Consider the following 20,854-nt stretch of genomic DNA (forward strand, 5'->3'; position numbering starts at 1 on the left):
CGGCCGGTTGCGGCCGCCTTATGGCGGGCCGATTAGCGCGGGAGACGGGGAGGCTCAATGCCGACGGCCAGCCTGGACGAAATCCGATCGAAGGTCGGCCACGAGATCGGCGCGTCCGACTGGATCCTGGTCGACCAGGCGCGCATCGATGCCTTCGCGGAAGTCACCGAGGACCATCAGTTCATCCATGTCGATCCGGCCGCGGCGGCGAAGACGCCTTTCGGCGGCACCATCGCCCACGGCTTCCTGTCGCTGTCGCTGCTGAGCCGGATGGCAGCCGACGTCTTCCTCATCCCCGACGGCGTGAAGATGGCGGTCAATTACGGCTTCGAGCGAGTCCGCTTCCTGTCCCCGGTCCGCTCCGGCAAGCGCGTGCGCGGCCGCTTCACCCTTGCCAGCGTCGAGGAGAAGCGCCCCGGCCAGTGGCAATTCGTCCATCATGTCAGCGTCGAGATCGAGGACGAGCCCAAGCCCGCCCTCACCGCCGAATGGATCGGCCTTATATTCGTTTGAACACCCGTCCGAAAGGAACGCCCGAATGACCCGCGAAGCCGTCATCGTCTCCACCGCCCGCACGCCGATCGGCAAGGCCTATCGCGGCGCGTTCAACGCCACGCCCTCCCCGACCCTCGCCAGCCACGCGATCAAGGCCGCGGTCGAGCGCGCGAAGATCGACCCGGGCGAGGTCGACGACGTGATCATGGGTGCGGCGCTTCAGCAGGGCGTCCAGACCACGATCGGCCGCACCGCGGCGCTCCGCTCGGGCCTTCCGGTCACCGTCTCGGGCATGTCGATCGACCGCCAGTGCGCGTCGGGCCTGATGGCCATCGCCACCGCCGCCAAGCAGATCATCGTCGACCGGATGGACGTGATGGTCGCCGGCGGGGTCGAGAGCATCAGCCTCGTCCAGACCCCGGAGATGCGGCTCGGGCCGGACCCGGAGCTGCTGTCGATGCACAACGGCGTCTATATGCCGATGATCAACACCGCCGAGGTGGTCGGCAAGCGCTACAGCGTCAGCCGCGAGCGCCAGGACGAATATGCGCTCCGCTCGCAGCAGCGCACCGCCGCCGCCCAGGCCGCCGGCAAGTTCGACGACGAGATCGTGCCGGTGACCGCCCGGATGATGGTCAAGGACAAGGCGACCGGCGAGACCTCGATGCAGGAGGTGACCCTCGCCAAGGACGAGGGCAACCGGCCGCAGACTACCCTCGAGGACCTTCAGAAGCTGCAGCCGGTAATGGGGCCGGAAGCGATGATCACCGCCGGCAACGCCTCCCAGCTCAGCGACGGCGCCTCCGCCGTGGTACTGATGGAGGCCGGCCTCGCCGCCGAGCGCGGCCTCCAGCCGCTCGGCCGCTATGTCGGCATGGCCGTTGCCGGCACCGAGCCCGACGAGATGGGCATCGGCCCAGTCTTCGCCGTGCCCAAACTGCTCAAGCGCTTCGGCCTCACCGCCGCCGACATCGACCTGTGGGAATTGAACGAGGCGTTCGCGGTCCAGGTCCTCTACTGCCAGGACCAGCTCGGAATCCCCGACGACAAATTGAACGTGAACGGCGGCGCCATCTCGATCGGCCACCCCTACGGCATGTCCGGCGCGCGCCTAACCGGCCACGCGCTCATCGAAGGCAAGCGCCGAGGCGCCAAGCACGTCGTCGTCACCATGTGCGTCGGCGGCGGCATGGGCGCGGCCGGCCTGTTCGAGGTGCTGTAGCTACTCCCCTCCCGCTTGCGGGAGGGGAAGTCAGCGCTTGAGCAGCCTGGGCGACCGGGCGAGCAGGAACAGCATCGTCGGCCAGAACATGGTGTTCCACACGTCGTGCCAGTGATTGCCCCATACCAGCGGGCCGCGCGCGCGGTTGCTCCATTCGAACAGGTCGATGATCTCGCCCGCGACGGCCGCGAGGAACACCGCGGCGAGCGGCCGCCAGTCGCGCAGCGGCAGGCGGAACAGGATCGCGGTGAGCAGGAACACGCCCATACCGACATAGACGTGGAGCGCGTCCTTCCCCAGCCCGAACAGCTGCATGAGGACGATCTTGAGATCCTGATACTCACCCATGGTCAAACCCGCGTGCTGAACGGCGTGAAATCGGTCGCTTCATCGTAGATGTCGATGCCTTCCCTGCGCTTGAGCCAACCGACCACCGCATAGGTGACCGGCGTCAGGAGCACTTCCCAGCCGACCTTGAGCGCCCACTGGATGAGCAGCACCTTGAACAGCAGCTCATTGTCCCAGAGGCCGTAGAAGGCGAGCGGGTAGAAGATCAGGCTGTCGACGCCCTGCCCGACCAGGGTCGAGCCGATCGTTCTGGCCCAAAGATGCTTGCCTTTGGTCCACACCTTCATCCGCGCGAGCACGTAGGAATTGGCGAACTCGCCGGCCCAGAAAGCGAGGATCGAGGCGAGAACGATGCGCGGCACCGCTCCGAACACCTGCTCGTAGGCCTCCTGCCCCGGCCAGGTCGGCGCCGGCGGCAGGGCCACCACGACGATCGACATGAACACCATGAACAGCAGGGCGCCGAACCCCGCCCAGATGCAGCGCCGCGCCCGGGCGAAACCATAGACCTCGGTCAAAATGTCGCCGATCACATAGGAGACCGGGAAGAACAGGATGCCCGCGCCGAACGGCACCGGCCCGATGCCGGGCACCTGGAACTCCGCCACCTTGCCCGCGCCGATCACGTTGGACAGCAGCAGAACGGTGACGAACGCAGCCATCACGAAATCGAAATAGCGCAGGTTCCGCCCCGCGACCGCGCCGGCCTCGACAGCCTCGATCCGCCCCCCGTTCATCGCTCCCGCCTAGCGCGGTTTCATGAGGCCGCAAAGCGCGCTAAGCGTTCGCCCGGGCGCCCGTAGCTCAGTTGGATAGAGCACGAGCCTTCTAAGCTTGGGGTCGCAGGTTCGAATCCTGCCGGGCGCGCCACCCGCTCTCCCGAACGCCCCACCGGCAAAACCGGCGGGCTCGATTGCCACGGCCGCGCTCGGCACGCATAACGCCGCGCCATGAACCTCCGACACATCGAGATCTTCCACGCCGTCTACGTCAACGGCTCGGTCAGCGCCGCGGCGCGGGCGCTGAACGTCTCCCAGCCGTCGGTCTCCAAGATGCTTCGCCACGCCGAAAGCCTGCTCGGCTTCCAGCTGTTCCAGCGCACCAATGGCGGGCTGGTGCCGACCGAGGACGCCCACACCCTGTTCGCGGACGTCAAGGAAATCCAGGACCGGGTCGTCGGGCTGCGCGAGGCGGGCAGGAACCTGCGCCGCGGAAGCGGCGGCACCCTGCGCATCCTCGCTTTGCCTTCGCTCGCGCTCGAGGCCATCCCGGCGGCGGTGTCGCACTTCATGCGCACCCACCCGGATGTGAAGTTCGACCTCCAGACCGCGCATCACGACGACCTGCTCCGCAAGCTCTACGAACGCGAGGCCGACATCGCCATCGCCTGCCAGGTTCCCGCGGCGGCGCCGATCGCTCAACACTGGTTGGGAGAGAGCGAACTGGTCGTGCTCTATCGCGAGGAGGACATGCCCGACGCGCCGCCCTGCGTCGAGCTCGAGCGCCTCAAGGGTCAGCCCTTCATCAGCCTCGCGTCCAGCGGGCCGATCGGCCAATTGTTCACCCAGGAGCTCGAGCGGCTCGATCTGGAGCTCGACTCCGTCGTATCCGCGCGAACCTTCTACATGGCCGGAGCGCTGGTCAGGCAGGGCATCGGGATGACCGTGGTCGACAATTTCACCGCCCAGGCCTATCTCGCGCCGGGCCTGTCGATGCGACCACTGAAACCCCGCGTCGCCTTCGACATTCATGCGATGTTCCTGATCAACCGGCCGCCGAGCGCGCTCGCGACCGACTTCCTGAAGACGCTTGGGCGCATCCTCGACGCTCCATAGCGGCTGGCTATGGCGGCCCGCCATCTGACTATGCGTGGGCCGCAGGAACGGCGGTTAGGCTCGCGGGCTCTATGATCCCTGCGCCCTACCTTCTCTATCTCGGCCGAAGCGCCGATCCCCTCGCCATCAAGACCTCGCGCGGTGTCGCGGCGTTCCGCCCCGAGGATTGCCTCGGCGAATTCCGGCATGACGAGTGCCCGCTGACGCTCGGCCTGCCGCGGCTCGGCATGCGCGAGGCCGCCGCGGCCGGCGCGCGGACCCTGATCCTCGGCATCGCCGGGGCTGGCGGACGGCTTGGGGACGATCTGATCGAGGACGCGGCGGCGGCGCTGGAGGCGGGCATGAACGTCGCCTCCGGCCTCCACCAGCGGCTTCGCGACCAGCCGCGGCTCGCCGCGCTCGCCGAGGCGCGGTCGCTCAGCCTGTTCGATGTCCGCGATCCGCCGGCTGACCTCAAGGTGGGCACCGGCTATCCCCGTTCGGGCCGCCGCCTGCTAACCGTCGGAACCGACTGCTCGGTGGGCAAGATGTACGCGACCATCACCCTGGCGCGCGGGCTTCGCGACCGCGGCGCCGCGGCCGATTTCCGCGCCACCGGGCAGACCGGCATCCTCATCGCCGGCGGCGGCGTGGCGGTGGATGCGGTCGTCGCCGATTTCATTTCCGGCGCGATCGAACAGCTCGCCCCGGCCCGCTACGATCACGGCTGGGACGTCATCGAGGGCCAGGGCTCGCTGTTCCACCCGTCCTTCGCCGGCGTGTCGCTCGGCCTGCTCCACGGCGCGCAGGCGGAGGCGCTGGTGATCTGCGACGAGCCCGGGCGGCCGCACATGCGCGGCATCCCCGGACGGCCGCTGCCCGACCTCGCCGAATGCCTGGAGCGCAATCTGGAGGCGGCACGGCTGACCAGCCCCGAGGTCGGGGCGGCGGGCATCTGCCTCAACACCTCCGCCATGGATCCGGCAGCGGCGCGGCGCCTGTGCGACGCGACCGAGGACCGGCTCGGCCTTCCCTGCACCGACCCGATTGCCTTCGGCGTCGAACCCATCATCGACAAGCTGCTATGCCTCGAACCCTCCTCGCTCAGCACGTCCGTTTTCCGCTGACCCGGCCGTTCCGGATCGCGCGCGGCGCGAAGACGGAAGCCGACGTGGTCACGGTGGCGATCGGCGAGGACGGGGAGACCGGCTGCGGCGAGGCGGTGCCCTATCCCCGCTATGGCGAGAGCCCGGCGAGCGCGCTGGCCGCCATCGAGGCGGTCCGCGACCGGATCGAGGGCGGCGCGGGCCGCAACGAGCTGCTGAGCCTGCTTCCGGCCGGCGCGGCGCGCAACGCGGTCGACTGCGCCCTGTGGGACCTGGAGGCGAAGCTGTCGCGGCGCGATGTGGCGAGCCTCATCGGACGGCCCGCGCCCGGGCCGGTCGCAAGCGCTTTGACGGTGACGATCGACGATACCGACGCGATGGCGCGGACGGCCGCGGGCCTGGCCGACATGCCGTTGCTCAAGGTCAAGGTCGATGCCGCCCAGCCCGAGGCGCAGATCCGCGCGGTGCGCGAGGCGGCGCCCCACGCGAGATTGATCGTCGATCCCAACGAGAGCTGGGATCGCGAGCTGGTCGAGGCGATGCAGCCGCTGCTCATCGACATGCATGTCGACCTGCTCGAGCAGCCGGTCCCCGCCGGATCGGACGAATGGCTCGAAGGCTTCGCTCCGGCGGTGCCGATCTGCGCCGACGAATCCATCCATGTCGCGGAGGACCTGCCGACGGTCGCCCGCCGCTACCAGGCGGTCAACATCAAGCTCGACAAGACCGGCGGGCTGACCGCGGCTCTGATGCTCGCGCGGGCCGCGCGCGAACGCGGCCTCCTGCTGATGACGGGGTGCATGGTGAGCTCGTCGCTGTCGATCGCGCCCGCGATGCACGTCGCCATGCTCTCCGACTTCGTCGACCTTGACGGCCCGCTCTGGCTTCGTGAGGATCGCTCCGGCGGGGTGCGTCAGGAAGGCGGCTTGCTCCATCCTCCCCTCGACGGATTCTGGGGTACTTCATGAGAGCGGGATGGGTTGCATGGCTGCTCGCGCCGCTGATGGTCGGCGCGATGACGCCGCCCGAACGGGTCGACCTGATCATCCGCGGCGGCACCATCTACAACGGTGCGGACGCCCCATTCGTCGGTGACGTGGCGATTTCGGGCGACCGCATCCGCGCGGTCGGGCCGAACCTTCCCCACTTGGCCGCCAGGATCGTCGACGCGCGCGGCATGGTCGTCGCGCCCGGCTTCATCGATCCGCACACCCATGCCGGCGCACAGCTCGCGTCGGACGATGACCGGACCCGACTGATCCCCGCTTTCCTGATGCAGGGGGTGACGACCGCCTTTATCGGCAATGACGGCGGCGGCGATCCGGACGTGGCGGCGGTGCTGGGCCGGTCCGAGGCCAGCCCGGTCGGGATCAACTATGCCGCGTTCGTCGGCCTGGGCCCGGTGCGCACGGCGACGGTCGGCAACGCCGACCGCGCGCCGACTCCGGCCGAGCTCGACCGCATGAGGCAGATGGTGGCCCGCGCGATGTGCGAGGGCGCGCTCGGTTTCTCGACCGGCCTGTTTTACGCGCCGCAGAGCTTCGCCGAGACGGACGAAGTCACCGCCCTGGCACGGGAAGCGGGCCGGCGCGGCGGCGTGTACGACAGCCACATCCGCGACGAATCAAGCTACGGCATCGGCCTGGCCGCCGCCATCGACGAGGCGATCGCGGTCGGGCGCGACGCCGGTCTTCCGGTCAACATCTCCCACATCAAGGCGCTCGGCGTGGACGTGCATGGCCAGGCGCCGGCGATCATCGCCCGGATCGAGGCCGCGCAGGCCGCCGGCCAGCACGTCACCGCCGACCAATATCCCTGGTCGGCGTCGGGCACCTCGCTCGCCGCCGCCCTCGTCCCGCGCTGGGCTCAGGACGGCGGCCGGGACGCGATGCTGCGGCGCTTCGACGATGCTGCCGTGGCGGAGCGCCTGCGCGCCGAAATGGCCGACAATCTGCGCCGGCGCGGCGGCGCCGAATCGCTGCTGATCACCGAGGGGACCCATCTCGGCCGCAGGCTGGCCGAGGTGGCGGCGGCGCAGGGGACGGATCCGATCGCCGCGGCGATCGCGGTGATCAGGCTGCACGACCCCGCGGTGGCGTCGTTCAACCAGACCGAGGACGACATCGCCGCCTTCATGCGCCGGCCCTGGGTGATGACCAGTTCCGACGCCTCGACGGGCCATCCCCGAGTTTATGGCAGCTTTGCCCGCAAATATGCCGAATATGTGGTGGCGCGCCGAGTGCTGACCCTGCGCGAGTTCATCGAGCGGAGCACCGCGCTGACCGCGGACACCTTCGGAATCGTCGACCGTGGCCGGCTGCGCCCGGGCGCCTTTGCCGACATCGTGGTGTTCGATCCCGCCAGCTATGCTGCGAACGCCACCTATGAGCGGCCGACCGAGCTCGCCGCCGGCGTCCGGGCCGTCATCGTCAACGGCGTGCCGGCGGTCGAGAACGGGGCGCTCACCGGCGCCGCGGCCGGGCGCGGCCTCGCGCACACACCCACCCCGGGAACCTGTTCATGACATTATTGCGCGGCTGGTTCGCGATTCCCCTGTGGCAGCGGGTGCTCGCCGCGCTCGCGCTCGGGCTTCTCTTTGGTGCGCTTTGGCCGCAGGCGACGCCGGCCGTTCAGTTCATGGGCGACCTGTTCGTCCGCGCCATCCGGATGCTCGTGGTACCGATCGTGCTGGTCACGATCGCGGCCGGAATCACCACGCTCGGCGATCCCAAGCGGATCGGCGGGCTGGGCGCCCGCACCATCGGCCTGTTCGCGTTCACCACCGCGATCGCGGTGTCGGTCGGAATGCTGGTGGCGACCCTGATCCGCCCTGGCGAGGGTGCCCCGCTTGGGACCGCTGCGGCGCACGCGCTCGGCGCCCCGCCGACCCCGTACGAGCAGCTGGTCGGGATCATCCCGACCAACATCGTCGAGGCGCTCGCCAAGGGCGACATGCTGGCGATCATCTTCGTCGCCATCCTGCTCGGGGTCGGCACCCTGCTCGCGGGCGAGGCGGGACGGCCGTTCGCCGCGCTTCTCCAGTCCGCCACCTCCGTCCTACTGAAGGTCGTCGGCATCGTCATGGAGGCGACTCCGTTCGGCGTGTTCGCGCTGATCGCCAACGCGGTCGCCGCCAACGGGGCGGCGGTGTTCGTCAATGTCGGCTGGCTCGCGCTCGCGGTCGTGCTTGGCTCGGCGCTCCAGATCTTGCTGGTCCACAGCCTGATCCTGAAGTTCCTCGCGCGCGTGCCCGTGACGCGCTTCTTCCGCGGAATCATCGACGCGCTTGCGGTGGCCTTCTCGACCGCGTCGAGCTCGGCGACCCTGCCGGTGGCGATGCGCGTCGCCGAGAAGAATCTCGGCGTCGGGCGGGCGGTCTATTCGACGGTGCTGCCACTCGGCGCCAGCATCGGCAAGGACGGCACCGCCATGTATGTCGGGCTGCTCAGCCTGTTCAGCCTTCAGGCACTGGGAGTGCCCCTCACCCCGACCGTCTATGCGCTCGTCCTGCTGACCGGAGCGCTGGCCGCGTTCGGCACCGCGCCGGTCCCCTCCGCGTCGCTGTTCATGCTGGCGGCGGTGCTGTCGTCGGTGGGCGTCCCTCCGGAGCAGACCGCACTGGTGGTCGGCTTCGTGCTCCCGTTCGACCGCCTGCTCGACATGACCCGCACCGTGCCGAGCGCCTGCGCCAATTTGACGGTGGCCACCTCCGTCGCGCGCTGGGAAGGCGAGCTCGACGAGGCGGCGCTCAACGGTAGAAGCGAATATTCCCCAGCTCCAGCGTCTCCTGACCGCCAGGCTCTCCCTCAAGCCGAATGACGACGGCGCGCAGGCGGGCGAGGTCCAGCCGCGCCGCCTCGCTCGAGCTGCTGAATTGCTTGAACGGGATCCGCACTTCCCGCGTCGTCTGTCCTGCCGTGAAGGCAGTGCGGAACATCCTCCGGCTGTCGACGCCATAGGAATCGAGAAGCAGCGCGTAGCGTCCGGATCCCCGCGCCTCGAACGCGATCCCGTCGAAGCCGCGCGCGTCGGCGAGATGGACCGGCCCCGGGGTCAGCGGAAGAACGAGGTTGGCGTAGGGCTGCGGCGCCGCGCCCATCCGGGCGAAAAGGAAGAGGTGGCCCGGTTCACCGCGCTGGCGGACATAGTGAAGATGGCTGTGGTCGATGCCGGACTCGCTGGTCTCGACCGGCAGCGTGCCGAGGTCGGTGCGGCCGTCGCGACCCCCGCCGACATCGATCGGGCCGGCGAGGCGGTGAACCGGCAGGGGCGAAGGCTCGTCGGACTTGAGCAGGCGCCGAAGCGGCTCGAGCGCGACCTCGCGCCCGGAGACGAAAACCCGGCGGACATCATATAGATCCTCGATCCGCTGGTCGGGCCGCCCGCCGACCAGGAGAAGGTCGGCGCGCTGGCCCGGCGCGACGCGGCCGCGATCCTCCCGCCGAAGGATGGCCGCGCTGACGCTGGTCGCCGCGGCCAGGGCCTCGGCTGGCGTGAAACCGTCCTCCGTGAGAAGGCGGATTTCGCGGACGGCCGACGAGCCCTGGTAGACTCCGCCGATGCCGGCGTCGGTGCCGATGCCGACCTTCACTCCTCCTGCCCTCAACCGGCGCAGATTCTCGCGGAGGATGTTCCAGCGACGCGCCTCGAGCTCGGGAATAACCGCGAGCGGGCGGGCGAGCCGCGCGTCCTCGCGGGCTTGCTCCTGCGGACGCAGCCGCTCCCATTCCGCCGGAAGGAAGGCGCGGTCCTGCTGCGGCTCGTAGACGACCATGGTCGGGACATAGGCGGTGCCGTTCGCCTTCATCAGCGCGATCAGTTCGTCGTCGACAAGCGTGTCGCCGATGCCATGGCCGAGCGCGTCCACGCCCGCCGCCGCAGCGGTCTTGGCGCCGTCCAGGGTCACCGTGTGGGTGATGACCGCGATCCCGGCCTCATGGGCGCGGTTCACGATCGTGCGGAGCGTCGGCAGGCTCATGCTGTTGATGTCGGGCGAGCGGCCGTAGCGCCAGCCGTCGGCGAACACCTTGATGACATCGGGCCGATAGGCGAGCGCCCGGTCCATCGCCAGCTCGGCCGCGCGCGGAGTCGCCGCCTCCATCGTGAAGAAGTCGCCCCAGCCATATTCGGTGCCATGCCCGCCGGGCACGCCGAGGCGGATGGCGAGCTGGAGCTGCGGCGCCGCGACATCGCCGCCCGCGACCATCTCCCGGATGGGCGCCAGCATCTCGCCCGACACCGAGAAGTCGTTCACGCTGGTCACGCCATGGACGAGGTGCCCGGCATAGGCCTTGCCGAGATCGTCGGGCGCATCGAAGCCGGGGGCGCGGAGATGGGTGTGAAGATCGTGGAGACCCGGAAGCACGGTCATTCCGCGCGCATCGACGACCCGGCTGTCCAGCGGCGCCTGCAGGTCGGGACCGACCGCGACGATGCGATCGCCTGAAATCAGCACGTCGGCCGAAACGGCCTTCGCGCCGGTGCCGTCGAAGACGTGCCCGCCGCGGATCAGCACATGGCTCGGCGGCGGAGCCGCGCCGAGACAAAGCAGCCCCAGCAGGACGCCGACCAAACGGGTCCAGATCATTGCAGCGGCTGCCGCCGCATCAGCGTGTGGTCGAGGAAGTCCATCGTCGCGCGCAGGCTCTGGAGCCAGCTGTCGTGGCGGAAGAAGCTGTGCCGCTCGTTGGGAAAGACGAGCTCGCGATAGGGAATGCCGCGCGCCGAAAGCTCGCGGGCGAGGACCAGCGACTGCGAGAAATCGACATTGCGGTCGTCGTCGCCATGGATGAGGAGCACCGGCGAGCGCCAGCGGTCGATCGCGCCCAGCGGCGAGGACTCCCACTGGATCTGGCGGGCGCGCTCCTGAGCCTCGGGCGAGAGGCTGTTCGGAACCGGCCGGAGCAAGGAGTGGACTCCGTGGAGATCGACTCCGGACGCGAACAGGTCGCTGTCGCGCGCGAGCGCGAGCGCGGTGAGATAGCCGCCCCAGCTTCCGCCCCACGACCCGATCCGGGCGGGATCCACGTCGCTCCGCGCCTCGAGCCAGCGGCCGGCCGCGAGGATGTCGCGATATTCCGAAGCGCCCTCGCGGCCGGTGTCCGGAGCGTCGCGGAAGGCGAGGCCGTGGCCGGTGCCGCCGCGGTAGTTGACGACCAGCACATGATAGCCGCGCGCCGCGAGCTGCTGGTTCATGATGTAGGCGTTCGAATAATAACGCGACGGGTGGAAGCCGAGCAGCATCTGCCGCCGCGGCCCGCCATGGATGTAGACGAGAGCCGGCCGCCGGCCCTCGCCGCGCCCGCGGAAGAACTGGCCGCGGATCTCCATCCCGTCGGCGGCCCTGAACGTCACCGCCTCCGGCGCGATGAAGCCCTGCGCAGCCGACGCCGTGCCGAGCGGCGACGCGCGCTCGTCGAGCAGCACGGCATGGGCTGGACGGGCGACGTCGGTTGCGATGGCGCCCACGGAGTCGCCCGCCACGGCCGGATAGAAGAGCATGGTCGAGTCGCGGCCGCCGAGACGGATGGCCTGGCCGCCGGCGATCGGCCGCCGCCAGATCCGGCGGCGGTCGATGTCGCCGTCATTGGCGGCATAGATAAGGGACGTCCGGTCGCCGCCGAGCAGGAAGGTCTCGACCTCGAAGGCGCCGCTGGTCAGCGCCCGCGCCTCCCCTCCCCGGGCGGCGTCGATGGCATAGACGTGCATCCAGCCGGTCCGCTCCCATGGGAACAGGATGTGGCCGTCGCGGCTCCAGAACAGGTTGCGGCTGCGCGTCCCGGCGTAGCGGCCGCCGCGGCCCGCCGGCGCCGTCCACAGGGTACGCGCCCGCCCGCTGGCGACTTCCGCCACCCGGATCGACCAATAGGTGCCGACGTCGTGAGCGGCGCCCTGCGGCGGCGATAGATAACGGATGAAGGCGACCTCGCGCCCGTCGGGAGAGAAGACCGGCTCGACCGACTGGCCGAGTCCGGGATCGAGGTAGCGAAGCCCCCCGCCATCGGCCTCCAGCACCGCGACATGGCCGTGCTCGCCGCGATTCTCGGACAGGAGCAGCCGCGCGCCGTCTGGCGACCAGGCGAGCCGCGTGATCCGCCCATCCACCTTTGCCAGCGGCCGCGCCTCGCCGCCGCGGCTCCACAGCCACACCTCGCTGCGGCGGGTGAAGGCGATGCGCTGGCCGTCCGGCGAGAAGACCGGCGAATGGCCGCGCCCGACCAGCAGCGGCGCCCCGCCCGCGGCCGGCACGATGAACACCTGCTGCGCCGGCGCATCGGCTGCGGCGGCGGGGTTGGGCAGGTCCTCCTCGTCCGGATATTCCTCGTCGCCGCCGGCGACGAAGGCGAGGCTGGAGCCGTCGCGGCTGAACGCGAGATCGTAGAGCTGGAGGCCGTCGTCCCAGGCGAACGCCGTGAGCCGACGCGCGGGCTGCCCCCGCGCGCCGACCCAGATGTTGCGGACTCCGGCCGCATTCTCGACCCATGCAAAAAGCGGCGCCTCGGCGGCCCCGGTCAACGCCCCCGCCGTGGGAAGCGCAAGCGCCTCGGCCAGCGGATCGGATGCGGCGGCGCCCGGATGGGCGAGCGCCAATCCGACGAAGGCGAGCCACAGGCGGAAGAAGAGGCGTCGAGACATGGCGCCGTTATGGAAGGCTGCCGCGGCCCGCCGCAAGCGCGCCGCGGCGCTGCATGCAGCCATGTTATGACCGCCGCAACGCTCTGTATGACCGTCCCATATTCCTCCGGGGCGCATCGCCCTTAGGATCGGCTCATGTCCCGCGTCATCGATCCTGAAGCCTGGCGGCGCGACGGCTATGCCATCGTCCGCCAATTCTTCATGCCGCACGAGGTCGCCGCGATCGGCGCCGAGATCGACGCGGTCCATGCCGAGGGCGTGGCTCACGGCCGCAGCTTTCGCCACGGCAACCTCTTCTACAATGTCGCAGAGCGCGAGCACGGCCCCGTCGTGCGGATGGTGCAATGGCCGTCCTATCACCGGCCGGTGCTGGATGCGGTTCGCCTCGACCCCCGTTTCGCGGCCCTGCTGGAGCCGCTGATCGGCCGCGACGTCAAGCAGATCATCAACCAGATTCACTGGAAGGCGCCGGGCGCCGCCGGCGACTTCGCCTGGCACCAGGATTCGCGCTTCCGGCTGCCGGCCGAATGCTATCGCAACCTTGGGACATCCTATGTCCAGACCGGCCTTGCGATCGATCCGCACAAGCCCGAATCCGGCGGCATGGCGTTCGTGCCGCGAAGCCACCTGCACGGCGATCTCGACCTCGACACCTCGGCGGACGTGCTCGGCCGAACGATGCAGGACGCGGCGCTCGAGCGGGTCGGCCTGTCCGCCGCCGATGCGATCCAGCTCGATCTCGAGCCCGGCGACCTCGCTTTGTGGAACCCCTATCTGGTCCACGGCTCGGGCACGAACCGGTCCGGTCACCAGCGCCGATTCTACATCAACGGCTATGTCCGGGCGACGGATTGCGACCGGGGCGAATGGGCGTTCCGCGACGGCCGGCCGGTCGCGCTGGGGCCGGAGCCGGCGATGGTGCACTACGAAGCGCTGCGCGAGCGGGACGATCCCCATTATGTGTGAGCGTCTCCGCGACGCTGCCAATCGGAATTAGGAGAACAGCATGATGCGAACCCCGGTCCTCGTCCGCGCCGCCCTGCTGGCGCTCGCCATCGCCGCCGCCCCTTCACCCGCGCTGGCATGGCAGGCGACGCTTCAGGAGCGGGTGCAGGCCGAGCTCGACCGGGCCGGGCCGGGTCCGCGCTTCGGCCTGGTGGTGATGACACAGGACGGGCGCGAGCTGATCGCGATCAATCCCGACAACCGCTTCGTCCCGGCGTCCAACACCAAGCTGTTCACCACCGCGGCGGCGTTCGCGACTCTGACCGGACTCGACCAGCCGGACGCCGCGGGCGGAGCCGCGGTGAGGCTGGAAGGCCGGCGCAGGGCGCCCGACGTGGTCCTCGTCGGCCATGGCGACGCCCGCCTGTCGAGCGCGCCCGATTGCGTGGCCAATTGCCTCGCGGCCCTCGCCGACGCAGTGGCCGCGCGGACCCGGCGGGTCCATGACGTGATCGGCGACGACACCCTGTTCCCGGACCAGCGCTGGAGCCCGGGGATGAGCTGGAACAACATCGTCACCGCTTATGGCACCGGCATCTCGGCGCTCACGCTGGACGACAACGAGCTGGCTGTGCGGGTCACGCCCGGCGCGGTCGGGCAGCGGCCGGCGCTCGAACACCCGCCTTATTATCGCATCGTCAACGAGGCTGTGACCGTCGCTGACGGGCCGACCCAGATCCGCTACACACGTATGCCCGGAAGCATGGACATCCGCGTGACCGGCCGCATCGCCGCGACCGCCGAGCCGGAGAATCTGCGCGTCGGGATCGACGACCCCGCCCATTACGCCGCGACCCGGCTGCGCACCTTGCTTGAGGCGCGCGGAGTCCGGGTCACCGGCGAGGTCCGGGTCCGCCATCGCCCGGCCGAGGGCGGCGAAGGCGAGCAGGTGACCAACAACGCCCGCCCGGCTGTCTCGGCGGAGCCGGTGCTCGCGCGGCTGGTCCCGCCGCCGCTCGCCGAGGATCTCGTCCGGATCAACAAGGAAAGCCAGAACCTCCATTCCGAGCTGATGGTGCGGCGCCTCGGCGCCCTCCAGGGCTCGGGCTCGATCCAGGACGGCGTGGCCACGATCGAGGCGATGATGACCAGCGCCGGCGCGCCGCGCGCCGGCTGGGACCTTTCGGACGGTTCCGGAATGTCGACCTATAACCGCATGTCGCCGCGCGCCGTCGCCGCTCTCCTTCGCTGGGCAACGACCCAGCCCTGGGGCGACGCCTGGCGTGAGACCTTCCCGGTCGCCGGAGTGGACGGCACCCTCGCCCGCCGCTTCCGCGGGACGCCGCTCGAGGGCCGACTGTTCGCCAAGACCGGGACCCTGAACGCAACCAACGCCCTGTCGGGCTACATGACCGCGCGCAGCGGCCGAACCCTGATCTTCTCCTTCTTCGCCAACGACGTGCTGCGCAGCGGCGGCGCGACGGCGGTGATGGATTCGGTGCTGGCGGCGATCGCCGAGGCGAACTAGCCGGCCGCTTCGATCACCGCATCGCCGGTGGCCCGGCGAAGCTCCGCGATGCCGGTGTCGCGGTGGCGCGTCGGATGGATCCGGTTGGTGAGCAGGGTCCAGGCGAGGCTGCGCTCGAAGTCCACCCACAGGCCGGTGCCGGTGAAGCCGGTGTGGCCGATCGTCTCGTCCGAGCAGGCATCGCCGCCGTGCCAGCCGGCGAAACGCCGCTCCCAGCCGCAGGTCCGGTTCTCGTTCGCGCGGGCTCGGATCGCGTCGAGCAGGAAGGGGGAGGCGCTGCCGTCTAGCAGCCCGCCCGCATAGCCGAGCACGCCCGCCACCGTGCCGAACAGCCCCGCGTGGCCGGCCGCTCCGCCGAGCGCCCAGCAATTCTCGTCATGAACCTCGCCCTTCATGACCCGCCCGCGCCAGGTGCAATGCTCGGTGGCGACGGCCGGCCCGGGCGGCGGCCCGAAGCTCAGCCCCGGCGGCAGCGGCCAGTCGCGCAGCGATCGGCCGGTGATCCGCTCGACGGCGATTCCGAGCAGGATGAAGTTGATATCCGAATAGACGCTCGGGCCGTGCCGCCATTCCCGCTGCAGGACGAAGGCGCGCAACCGCTCGGGATCGCCGCCATAGGTGTAGATCGGCTCGACCGCGGGCAGGAAGGTTCGGTGGGCGAGGCAGTCGCGGAAGGTGAGCCTGCGCTCCGCCGCGCCGTCGGGGTCATATTGGCGAAGGTCGGGGATCGCGTCGGTCAGCGGGCGGTCGAGATCGAGCCGGCCCTGCTCGGCCAGGGTCAGCACCATCGTCGTCGTCGCGATCACCTTGGAGACGGAGGCGAGGTCGAAGCAGTGATCCTCGCCGAGCGGCTCGGGTTCCGGCATCAAAGCGGCCATTCCGGCGAAGCGCACGGCGCGGCGCCCGTCGGCAGCGACGACGCCCACGGTCGCGCCTGGGATGCGGCAATCGGTGATCGCCTGCCGCGCCGGCGCGAACGCCCGCTCCGCGACGTCCTCGATCATGCCGGCTCGTCGTCCGGCGCGCGCGGCCGGGCGCGGGCGATCGCCGGAAGGAACAGGAGCGCCGCCAGGCTCAGCACGCCGGACAGCAGGAAGAACAGGTCGAAGCCGTTGAAGCCTGCCCGGTCGAACGCCTCGACCATCGCGCCGCCGGACCCCGACAGCAGGCGCGGCAGAAGGAAGGCGAAGCCCGACAGGAATGCATATTGGGCGCCGGGGTGGCGCGGATTCACCAGCAGCGAGAGGTAGACGACGAAGATCGCCCCCGCCATGCCGTTGCCGAACTGGTCGGCGGCCGTGGCGATGTAGAGCATCGTCTCGTCGACCGGCTGGTGGGCGAGCCAGACGAAGCCGAAATTGCCGATCGCGGCGAAGATCGCGCCCACCGCCAGCGCCCGCGCCTGCGGCCAGCGCGCGGCCATCCATCCGCCGAGGCCGACGCCGACGATGCTGGCGATCAGCGCGACATAGGAATCCGCGCGGCCGATCGCGCTCAGCGAATAGCCGAGGTCGCGGATCATCGGCTTGGACAGGTTGAGCGCGAGCACGTCGCCCATCCGGTAGATCGACACGAACGCCATCAGCGCCAGCGCCATGAAGCCGTAGCGCCAGAAGAAGTCGACATAGGGCCCGATCGCGACCGAGCGGCGCGCCGGCGCGGACGGCGGCAGGTTGCGGATCTTGGGCACCGCCGCCGCCATGATCAGGAACGGCAGCATGCACAGCGCGAGGACGTAGGGCGTGACGTTGGTCTCACCGCTGATGCCCATGCCCGCGGCGGCCTCGAGCAAAAGCCAGCCCACCGCCGCGGTCGCCGCCGTCGCCGCCAGCAGGATCGCGGCGCTTGCCGCCAGCCCGGTTGCGAGCGCCGTCATCCGGCTCCCGCCATGGCCCGGGTCCGGCCGCATGCTGGCGAGGATCGGGAAAGCGGCGAAGGCACCCGCGGCGATCGCGAGGTAGGCGCCGGTCCAACCCCAGCCCGGCTGGTCGGCGATGAGCAGCGCGCCGCTCCCGGCCGCGACCATCGCCGTGCGATAGCCCCACAGGTTCGCCGCCGCGAGCGGACCCTGCTCCTCCTGGGTCGGGGCGAGCTCGATTCGCCACGCGTCAGCGGCGACTTCGAGCGTCGTCGTCCAGAAGGCGAGCAGAACCGCGAACAGCGCCGTAATGCCGAGGCTCCGGTCGGACGAGGTCAGCGCCATCATCACCATCGACGAGGCGATGCCGAGCTGCGCGAGCATGATCCAGCCGCGCCTCTTGCCCCAGAACCGGCCGAAGCCCGGCACCTCGTAGCGGTCGAGCAAAGGCGCCCACAGGAACTTGAAGGTCGGCAGCAGCTGGACCCAGGCGAAGAAGCCGATGATGACCAGCCCGACCTCGTGCATCGCCAGCCGCAGCGAAAGCACGGTCGAGAACATGTAGAAGGGCAGGCCCGCGGAAAAGCCGAGCAGCACGTAGAGCGCCTGTCGGCCGCCCCCTCTCGCCACCACCTGACCCGCCGAAGCGGCGCCAACCTGCGCTCGTGACGCCATCACCCCTCCCAATGCGGCCGAGCCTGGCGCCCGCACCGGGGACCGTACCTGCGGCATGCCGACCGCAGACGCACGGTATTTATGCGCACAATGGCGGCAGGTTATGGCTCGGCCAACAGAAACTATGGCCGGCCATGCCATTCTTGGCACTTAATACTGGCTGGCTCACGCCCCAGGGGGATTATTCACATGCTGGCTTCCATGTCACTGAAAAAGGCGCTTTTTTCGGGAACCGCCTTCGCCGGTCTGGCGCTTGCGCTGCCGGGAGTCGCGTTCGCGCAGACCACCGACGCCGGCGCGACCCAGCCGGCCAACGCGCCGGCGGAAGCGCAGGCGGCGACCGCGCAGGACGACGATACCGTCGTCGTCACCGGCACCCGCGTGGTGCGCGACGGCTACCAGGCGCCGACGCCGCTCAGCGTCCACACCCAGGAAGACATCCAGAACTCGTCCCCGACCAACAACGTCGCCGACTTCGTCAACCAGCTGCCGTCGCTCGCCGGGTCGACCCGGCCGTCGAACTCGCGCCTCAACCTCAGCAGCGGCCAGGCGGGCATCAACGCGCTCAACCTGCGCAACCTCGGCGAGGTCCGCACTCTCGTGCTGTTCGACGGCCGCCGCTCGGTCGCCTCGACCGTGACCGGCCTGGTCGACGTCAACACCATCCCGCAGCTGCTCATCGACCGAGTCGAGGTGGTCACCGGCGGCGCGTCAGCGACCTACGGCTCCGACGCCGTCGGCGGCGTCGTCAACTTCATCCTCGACCATGATTTCGAGGGCCTGAGGACTCAGGGCGACATCGGCATCACCACCCATGGCGACGGGTTCAACTATTCGGCGGGCTTCGCCGGCGGCCTGTCGTTCGCCGACGGCCGCGGCCACCTTCTGGTCAGCGCCGAGGTCGCGCACCGCGACGGCATCTTCGAGGTCGACCGCGACTGGAACCACACCGGCTTCGTGCGCATCCAGGACCCCACCTGGACCTCGGCCAGCACCACCCCGCAATTCCTGATCCGCCGCATGGTCGGCGCGGCGAACTCGACGCCCGGCGGCCTCATCACCGGCAACAGCGTGCTCGCCGGCAGCGGCCTCACCGCGAACGGCCTGCGCGGCCTCTATTTCGGCTCGGCCGGGCAGATCCTTCAATACCAGTACGGCGCTCTGACCTTCCCGTCGCCGACCGGGTCCGCCGCGCCGTCGCTGACCCAGGGCGGCTCCTGGCAGGTCAACGATTCCGGCCGCCGCATCGGCCTCGACCCGGAGGACGACCGGCACGGCGTCTACGGCCGGCTCAGCTTCGAGGTCGCCGACGGCATCGAGCTGTTCGCCGAAGGCTCCTACAATTGGCAGGAAGTGTTCTTCAACGCCGGCCCGAACCTCCAGACCGGAATCACGCTCCAGCGCGACAACGCCTTCCTGATCAACGCGTTCAACGCCAACGGGCGCTCGCTCGTTGGCATCAACACGGTGACGCTCGCGACGACCGCGGCCGACCTCCCCTTCCGTGCCTCCAACAACGAGCGCGAGGTGCAGCGCTACGTGGTCGGCGCCCAGGGCGATTTCGACATGTTCGGCGACCGCGCCGCGTGGGACGTCTACGCCCAGTATGGCCGCGCCGAACTGCATGAACAGCTGCGCAACATCATGCACCTGCAACGCATGGCTCAGGCGACCGACGCGGTGTTCTCAGTTCCGGGCGACACCTCCAGCCCGATCGTCTGCCGGATCAACGTCGACGCCAACCCGAACAACAACGACCCGGGCTGCGTGCCGATCAACCGTCTCGGACTCGGAGTCGTCAATCCGGCGGCCATCCCCTACGTGCTCGGCGATCCCTTCCGTGACGAGACGGTCGAGCAGATCGTCGCCGGCGCCAACTTGTCGTTCACGCCGTTCGCGACCTGGGCCGGCGACGTCACCGTCGCGGTCGGCGGCGAATATCGCGAGGAGAAGATCCGCGGCTTCGTGCCCGAGGAGTTCCAGCCCGTCATCAACGCGAACGGAACCACGACCAACCGCTGGTCGGTCGGCAACTACCTGCCGACCAACGGCCGCTACGACGTGGCCGAGGCCTATCTCGAGGCGGTCGTGCCGCTCGGCCTCGGAATCGAGTTCAACGGCGCGGTCCGCGCCACCGAATATTCGACCGCGGGCTATGTGACGACGTGGCGCGCGGGCGCCACCTGGCAGCCGATCGACGATATCCGCTTCCGCGCCACGCGGTCGCGCGACATCCGAGCGCCCAACCTCAACGAGCTGTTCCAGGCCGGCACGGCGAACAGCGACGCGGTTCGCAACCCGGCGTTCACCCCCGACGGGGCGAATGGACCGGCGACGTTCGGCTATTCGGGCTTCGCCACCGGCAATCCCAACCTGCGCCCCGAGGAAGCCGATTCGTGGAATGTCGGCGCGGTCGTTTCGCCGCGCTTCCTGCCCGGCTTCAACGCCTCGGTCGACTATTTCAACATCGAGCTGAGCGATGCCATTGACACGCTCAGCGCTCAGGAAATCGTCAATCGCTGCTTCGAGGGGCGGCAGGACTTCTGCGACGCGATCACCGAGGATCCGGTGCGGTCGGCGCCGGGCCAGCCCTACCTGATCATCCAGACGCGCCCGTTCAACTTCGCGAGCCGGGTGGTGCGGGGCATCGACTTCGACGCCTCTTACCGCATGCCGCTGGACCGGGTCTTCACCAATGCCGACGGCAACTTCACGCTGCGCGGCGTGGCGACCCGCTACATCGAGAACACGGTCGACACCGGAATCCCCGGGACCGTGCCGGTGAACACGGTCGGCGCCAACGGCGGCCAGTACAGCACGCCGACCTGGATCTACCGTGTCGCCGCCGCCTATGACACGCCGGGCTTCACCATCACCGGCGTGGCGCGCGGAGTCAGCGACGGCAAATATGTCGCCAACGGCATCGAGTGCCAGACCGGCTGCCCGATCTCGACGCCGCAGGCGCCGACCTATGAGAGCAACCAGGTCTCGGGGACGTTCTACGTCGATTTCAACTTCACCGCGAAGTTCGACGCGCTGAACCGGGGCGACGGCGAGTTCTTCGTGAACGTCACCAATGTGTTCGACGCGGACCCGATCATCCTCCCGGAAACCGGGCTCGCGGCGAACAGCACCTACAGCGACCTGCTCGGCCGCGCCTTCCGCGTCGGCATGCGCCTGCAGCTGCGCTGACCAAGCGACCCTTGCGAAGCCGCGGCCCTGGTGGCC

16 protein-coding genes and 1 tRNA gene are annotated in these 20,854 nt (G+C 69.7%); 11 read left to right on the forward strand and 6 right to left on the reverse strand.

The genetic code is table 11. The features are described from left to right. Positions 1-57 precede the first annotated feature (57 nt). The gene (locus G7B71_RS07880) at positions 58-513 is read left to right on the forward strand and encodes a MaoC family dehydratase (protein ID WP_166039627.1); all 456 of its coding nucleotides are present in this window, start codon (positions 58-60) and stop codon (positions 511-513) included. A 25-nt stretch (positions 514-538) separates the two neighbouring features. Then, positions 539-1,717, forward strand: a complete 1,179-nt coding sequence (locus G7B71_RS07885) for an acetyl-CoA C-acyltransferase (protein WP_166039629.1) — start codon at positions 539-541, stop codon at positions 1,715-1,717. 30 nt (positions 1,718-1,747) lie between these two features. Here the strand turns inward: G7B71_RS07885 and G7B71_RS07890 are convergent, their stop codons facing one another. Together G7B71_RS07890 and G7B71_RS07895 are read right to left on the reverse strand one after the other, a co-directional pair. Continuing rightward, a complete protein-coding gene (locus tag G7B71_RS07890; RefSeq protein ID WP_166039631.1) occupies positions 1,748-2,065 on the reverse strand; it encodes a hypothetical protein in 318 nt (105 codons plus the stop codon). Positions 2,066-2,067: 2 nt separating this feature from the next. Next, on the reverse strand, positions 2,068-2,802 hold the full coding sequence (locus G7B71_RS07895; protein ID WP_166039633.1) for a queuosine precursor transporter: 735 nt from the start codon (positions 2,800-2,802) through the stop codon (positions 2,068-2,070). A gap of 56 nt (positions 2,803-2,858) precedes the next feature. Between G7B71_RS07895 and G7B71_RS07900 the strand changes: the two genes are divergently transcribed. From G7B71_RS07900 to G7B71_RS07925, 6 genes are all read left to right on the forward strand, one after another. Next, a tRNA-Arg gene (locus G7B71_RS07900) sits at positions 2,859-2,935 on the forward strand. Positions 2,936-3,015: 80 nt separating this feature from the next. Further along, positions 3,016-3,900, forward strand: coding sequence for a LysR substrate-binding domain-containing protein (locus tag G7B71_RS07905; protein ID WP_166039635.1), 885 nt, complete (start codon positions 3,016-3,018; stop codon positions 3,898-3,900). A 71-nt stretch (positions 3,901-3,971) separates the two neighbouring features. Beyond that, positions 3,972-5,006: an N-acetyltransferase DgcN gene (gene dgcN / locus G7B71_RS07910; RefSeq protein ID WP_166039637.1), complete on the forward strand. Its 1,035-nt coding sequence runs from the start codon at positions 3,972-3,974 to the stop codon at positions 5,004-5,006. Next, positions 4,964-5,953, forward strand: a complete 990-nt coding sequence (gene dgcA / locus G7B71_RS07915) for an N-acetyl-D-Glu racemase DgcA (RefSeq protein ID WP_166039639.1) — start codon at positions 4,964-4,966, stop codon at positions 5,951-5,953. The genes dgcN and dgcA overlap by 43 nt, the downstream gene beginning before the upstream one ends. Continuing rightward, positions 5,950-7,509: an amidohydrolase family protein gene (locus G7B71_RS07920; RefSeq protein WP_207774742.1), complete on the forward strand. Its 1,560-nt coding sequence runs from the start codon at positions 5,950-5,952 to the stop codon at positions 7,507-7,509. The genes dgcA and G7B71_RS07920 overlap by 4 nt, the downstream gene beginning before the upstream one ends. Further along, positions 7,506-8,804, forward strand: a complete 1,299-nt coding sequence (locus tag G7B71_RS07925) for a dicarboxylate/amino acid:cation symporter (RefSeq protein WP_166039641.1) — start codon at positions 7,506-7,508, stop codon at positions 8,802-8,804. Before G7B71_RS07920 ends, G7B71_RS07925 begins: the two co-directional genes overlap by 4 nt. Here G7B71_RS07925 and G7B71_RS07930 read toward each other — a convergent pair. Together G7B71_RS07930 and G7B71_RS07935 are read right to left on the reverse strand one after the other, a co-directional pair. Next, complete coding sequence (locus G7B71_RS07930; protein WP_166039643.1) at positions 8,734-10,572, reverse strand: amidohydrolase family protein; 1,839 nt, start codon at positions 10,570-10,572, stop codon at positions 8,734-8,736. The genes G7B71_RS07925 and G7B71_RS07930 overlap by 71 nt on opposite strands. Further along, a complete protein-coding gene (locus tag G7B71_RS07935; RefSeq protein ID WP_166039645.1) occupies positions 10,569-12,620 on the reverse strand; it encodes a prolyl oligopeptidase family serine peptidase in 2,052 nt (683 codons plus the stop codon). Before G7B71_RS07935 ends, G7B71_RS07930 begins: the two co-directional genes overlap by 4 nt. A gap of 135 nt (positions 12,621-12,755) precedes the next feature. Between G7B71_RS07935 and G7B71_RS07940 the strand changes: the two genes are divergently transcribed. Next, positions 12,756-13,586 carry a phytanoyl-CoA dioxygenase family protein gene (locus tag G7B71_RS07940; protein ID WP_166039647.1) on the forward strand — a complete coding sequence of 277 codons (831 nt, stop codon included), beginning with the start codon at positions 12,756-12,758 and terminating at the stop codon, positions 13,584-13,586. Between the two features lie 40 nt (positions 13,587-13,626). Next, positions 13,627-15,093: a D-alanyl-D-alanine carboxypeptidase/D-alanyl-D-alanine-endopeptidase gene (gene dacB, locus G7B71_RS07945; RefSeq protein WP_243406155.1), complete on the forward strand. Its 1,467-nt coding sequence runs from the start codon at positions 13,627-13,629 to the stop codon at positions 15,091-15,093. On the opposite strand, the gene G7B71_RS07950 is transcribed toward dacB, so the two are convergent. Beyond that, a complete protein-coding gene (locus G7B71_RS07950; protein WP_166039649.1) occupies positions 15,090-16,097 on the reverse strand; it encodes a serine hydrolase in 1,008 nt (335 codons plus the stop codon). The two genes, dacB and G7B71_RS07950, sit on opposite strands and share 4 nt — an antisense overlap. Continuing rightward, entirely contained in the window at positions 16,094-17,626 is a 1,533-nt protein-coding gene (locus G7B71_RS07955; RefSeq protein WP_243406156.1) for a permease, read from the reverse strand. The genes G7B71_RS07950 and G7B71_RS07955 overlap by 4 nt, the downstream gene beginning before the upstream one ends. 201 nt (positions 17,627-17,827) lie before the next feature. On the opposite strand from G7B71_RS07955, the gene G7B71_RS07960 reads away from it, so the two are divergent. Beyond that, positions 17,828-20,818: a TonB-dependent receptor gene (locus tag G7B71_RS07960; protein ID WP_243406157.1), complete on the forward strand. Its 2,991-nt coding sequence runs from the start codon at positions 17,828-17,830 to the stop codon at positions 20,816-20,818. The last annotated feature ends 36 nt before the right edge of the window (positions 20,819-20,854 follow it).

Origin of the sequence: Sphingosinicella sp. YJ22 (assembly GCF_011320075.1) — a bacterium.
Lineage (GTDB): Bacteria > Pseudomonadota > Alphaproteobacteria > Sphingomonadales > Sphingomonadaceae > Allosphingosinicella.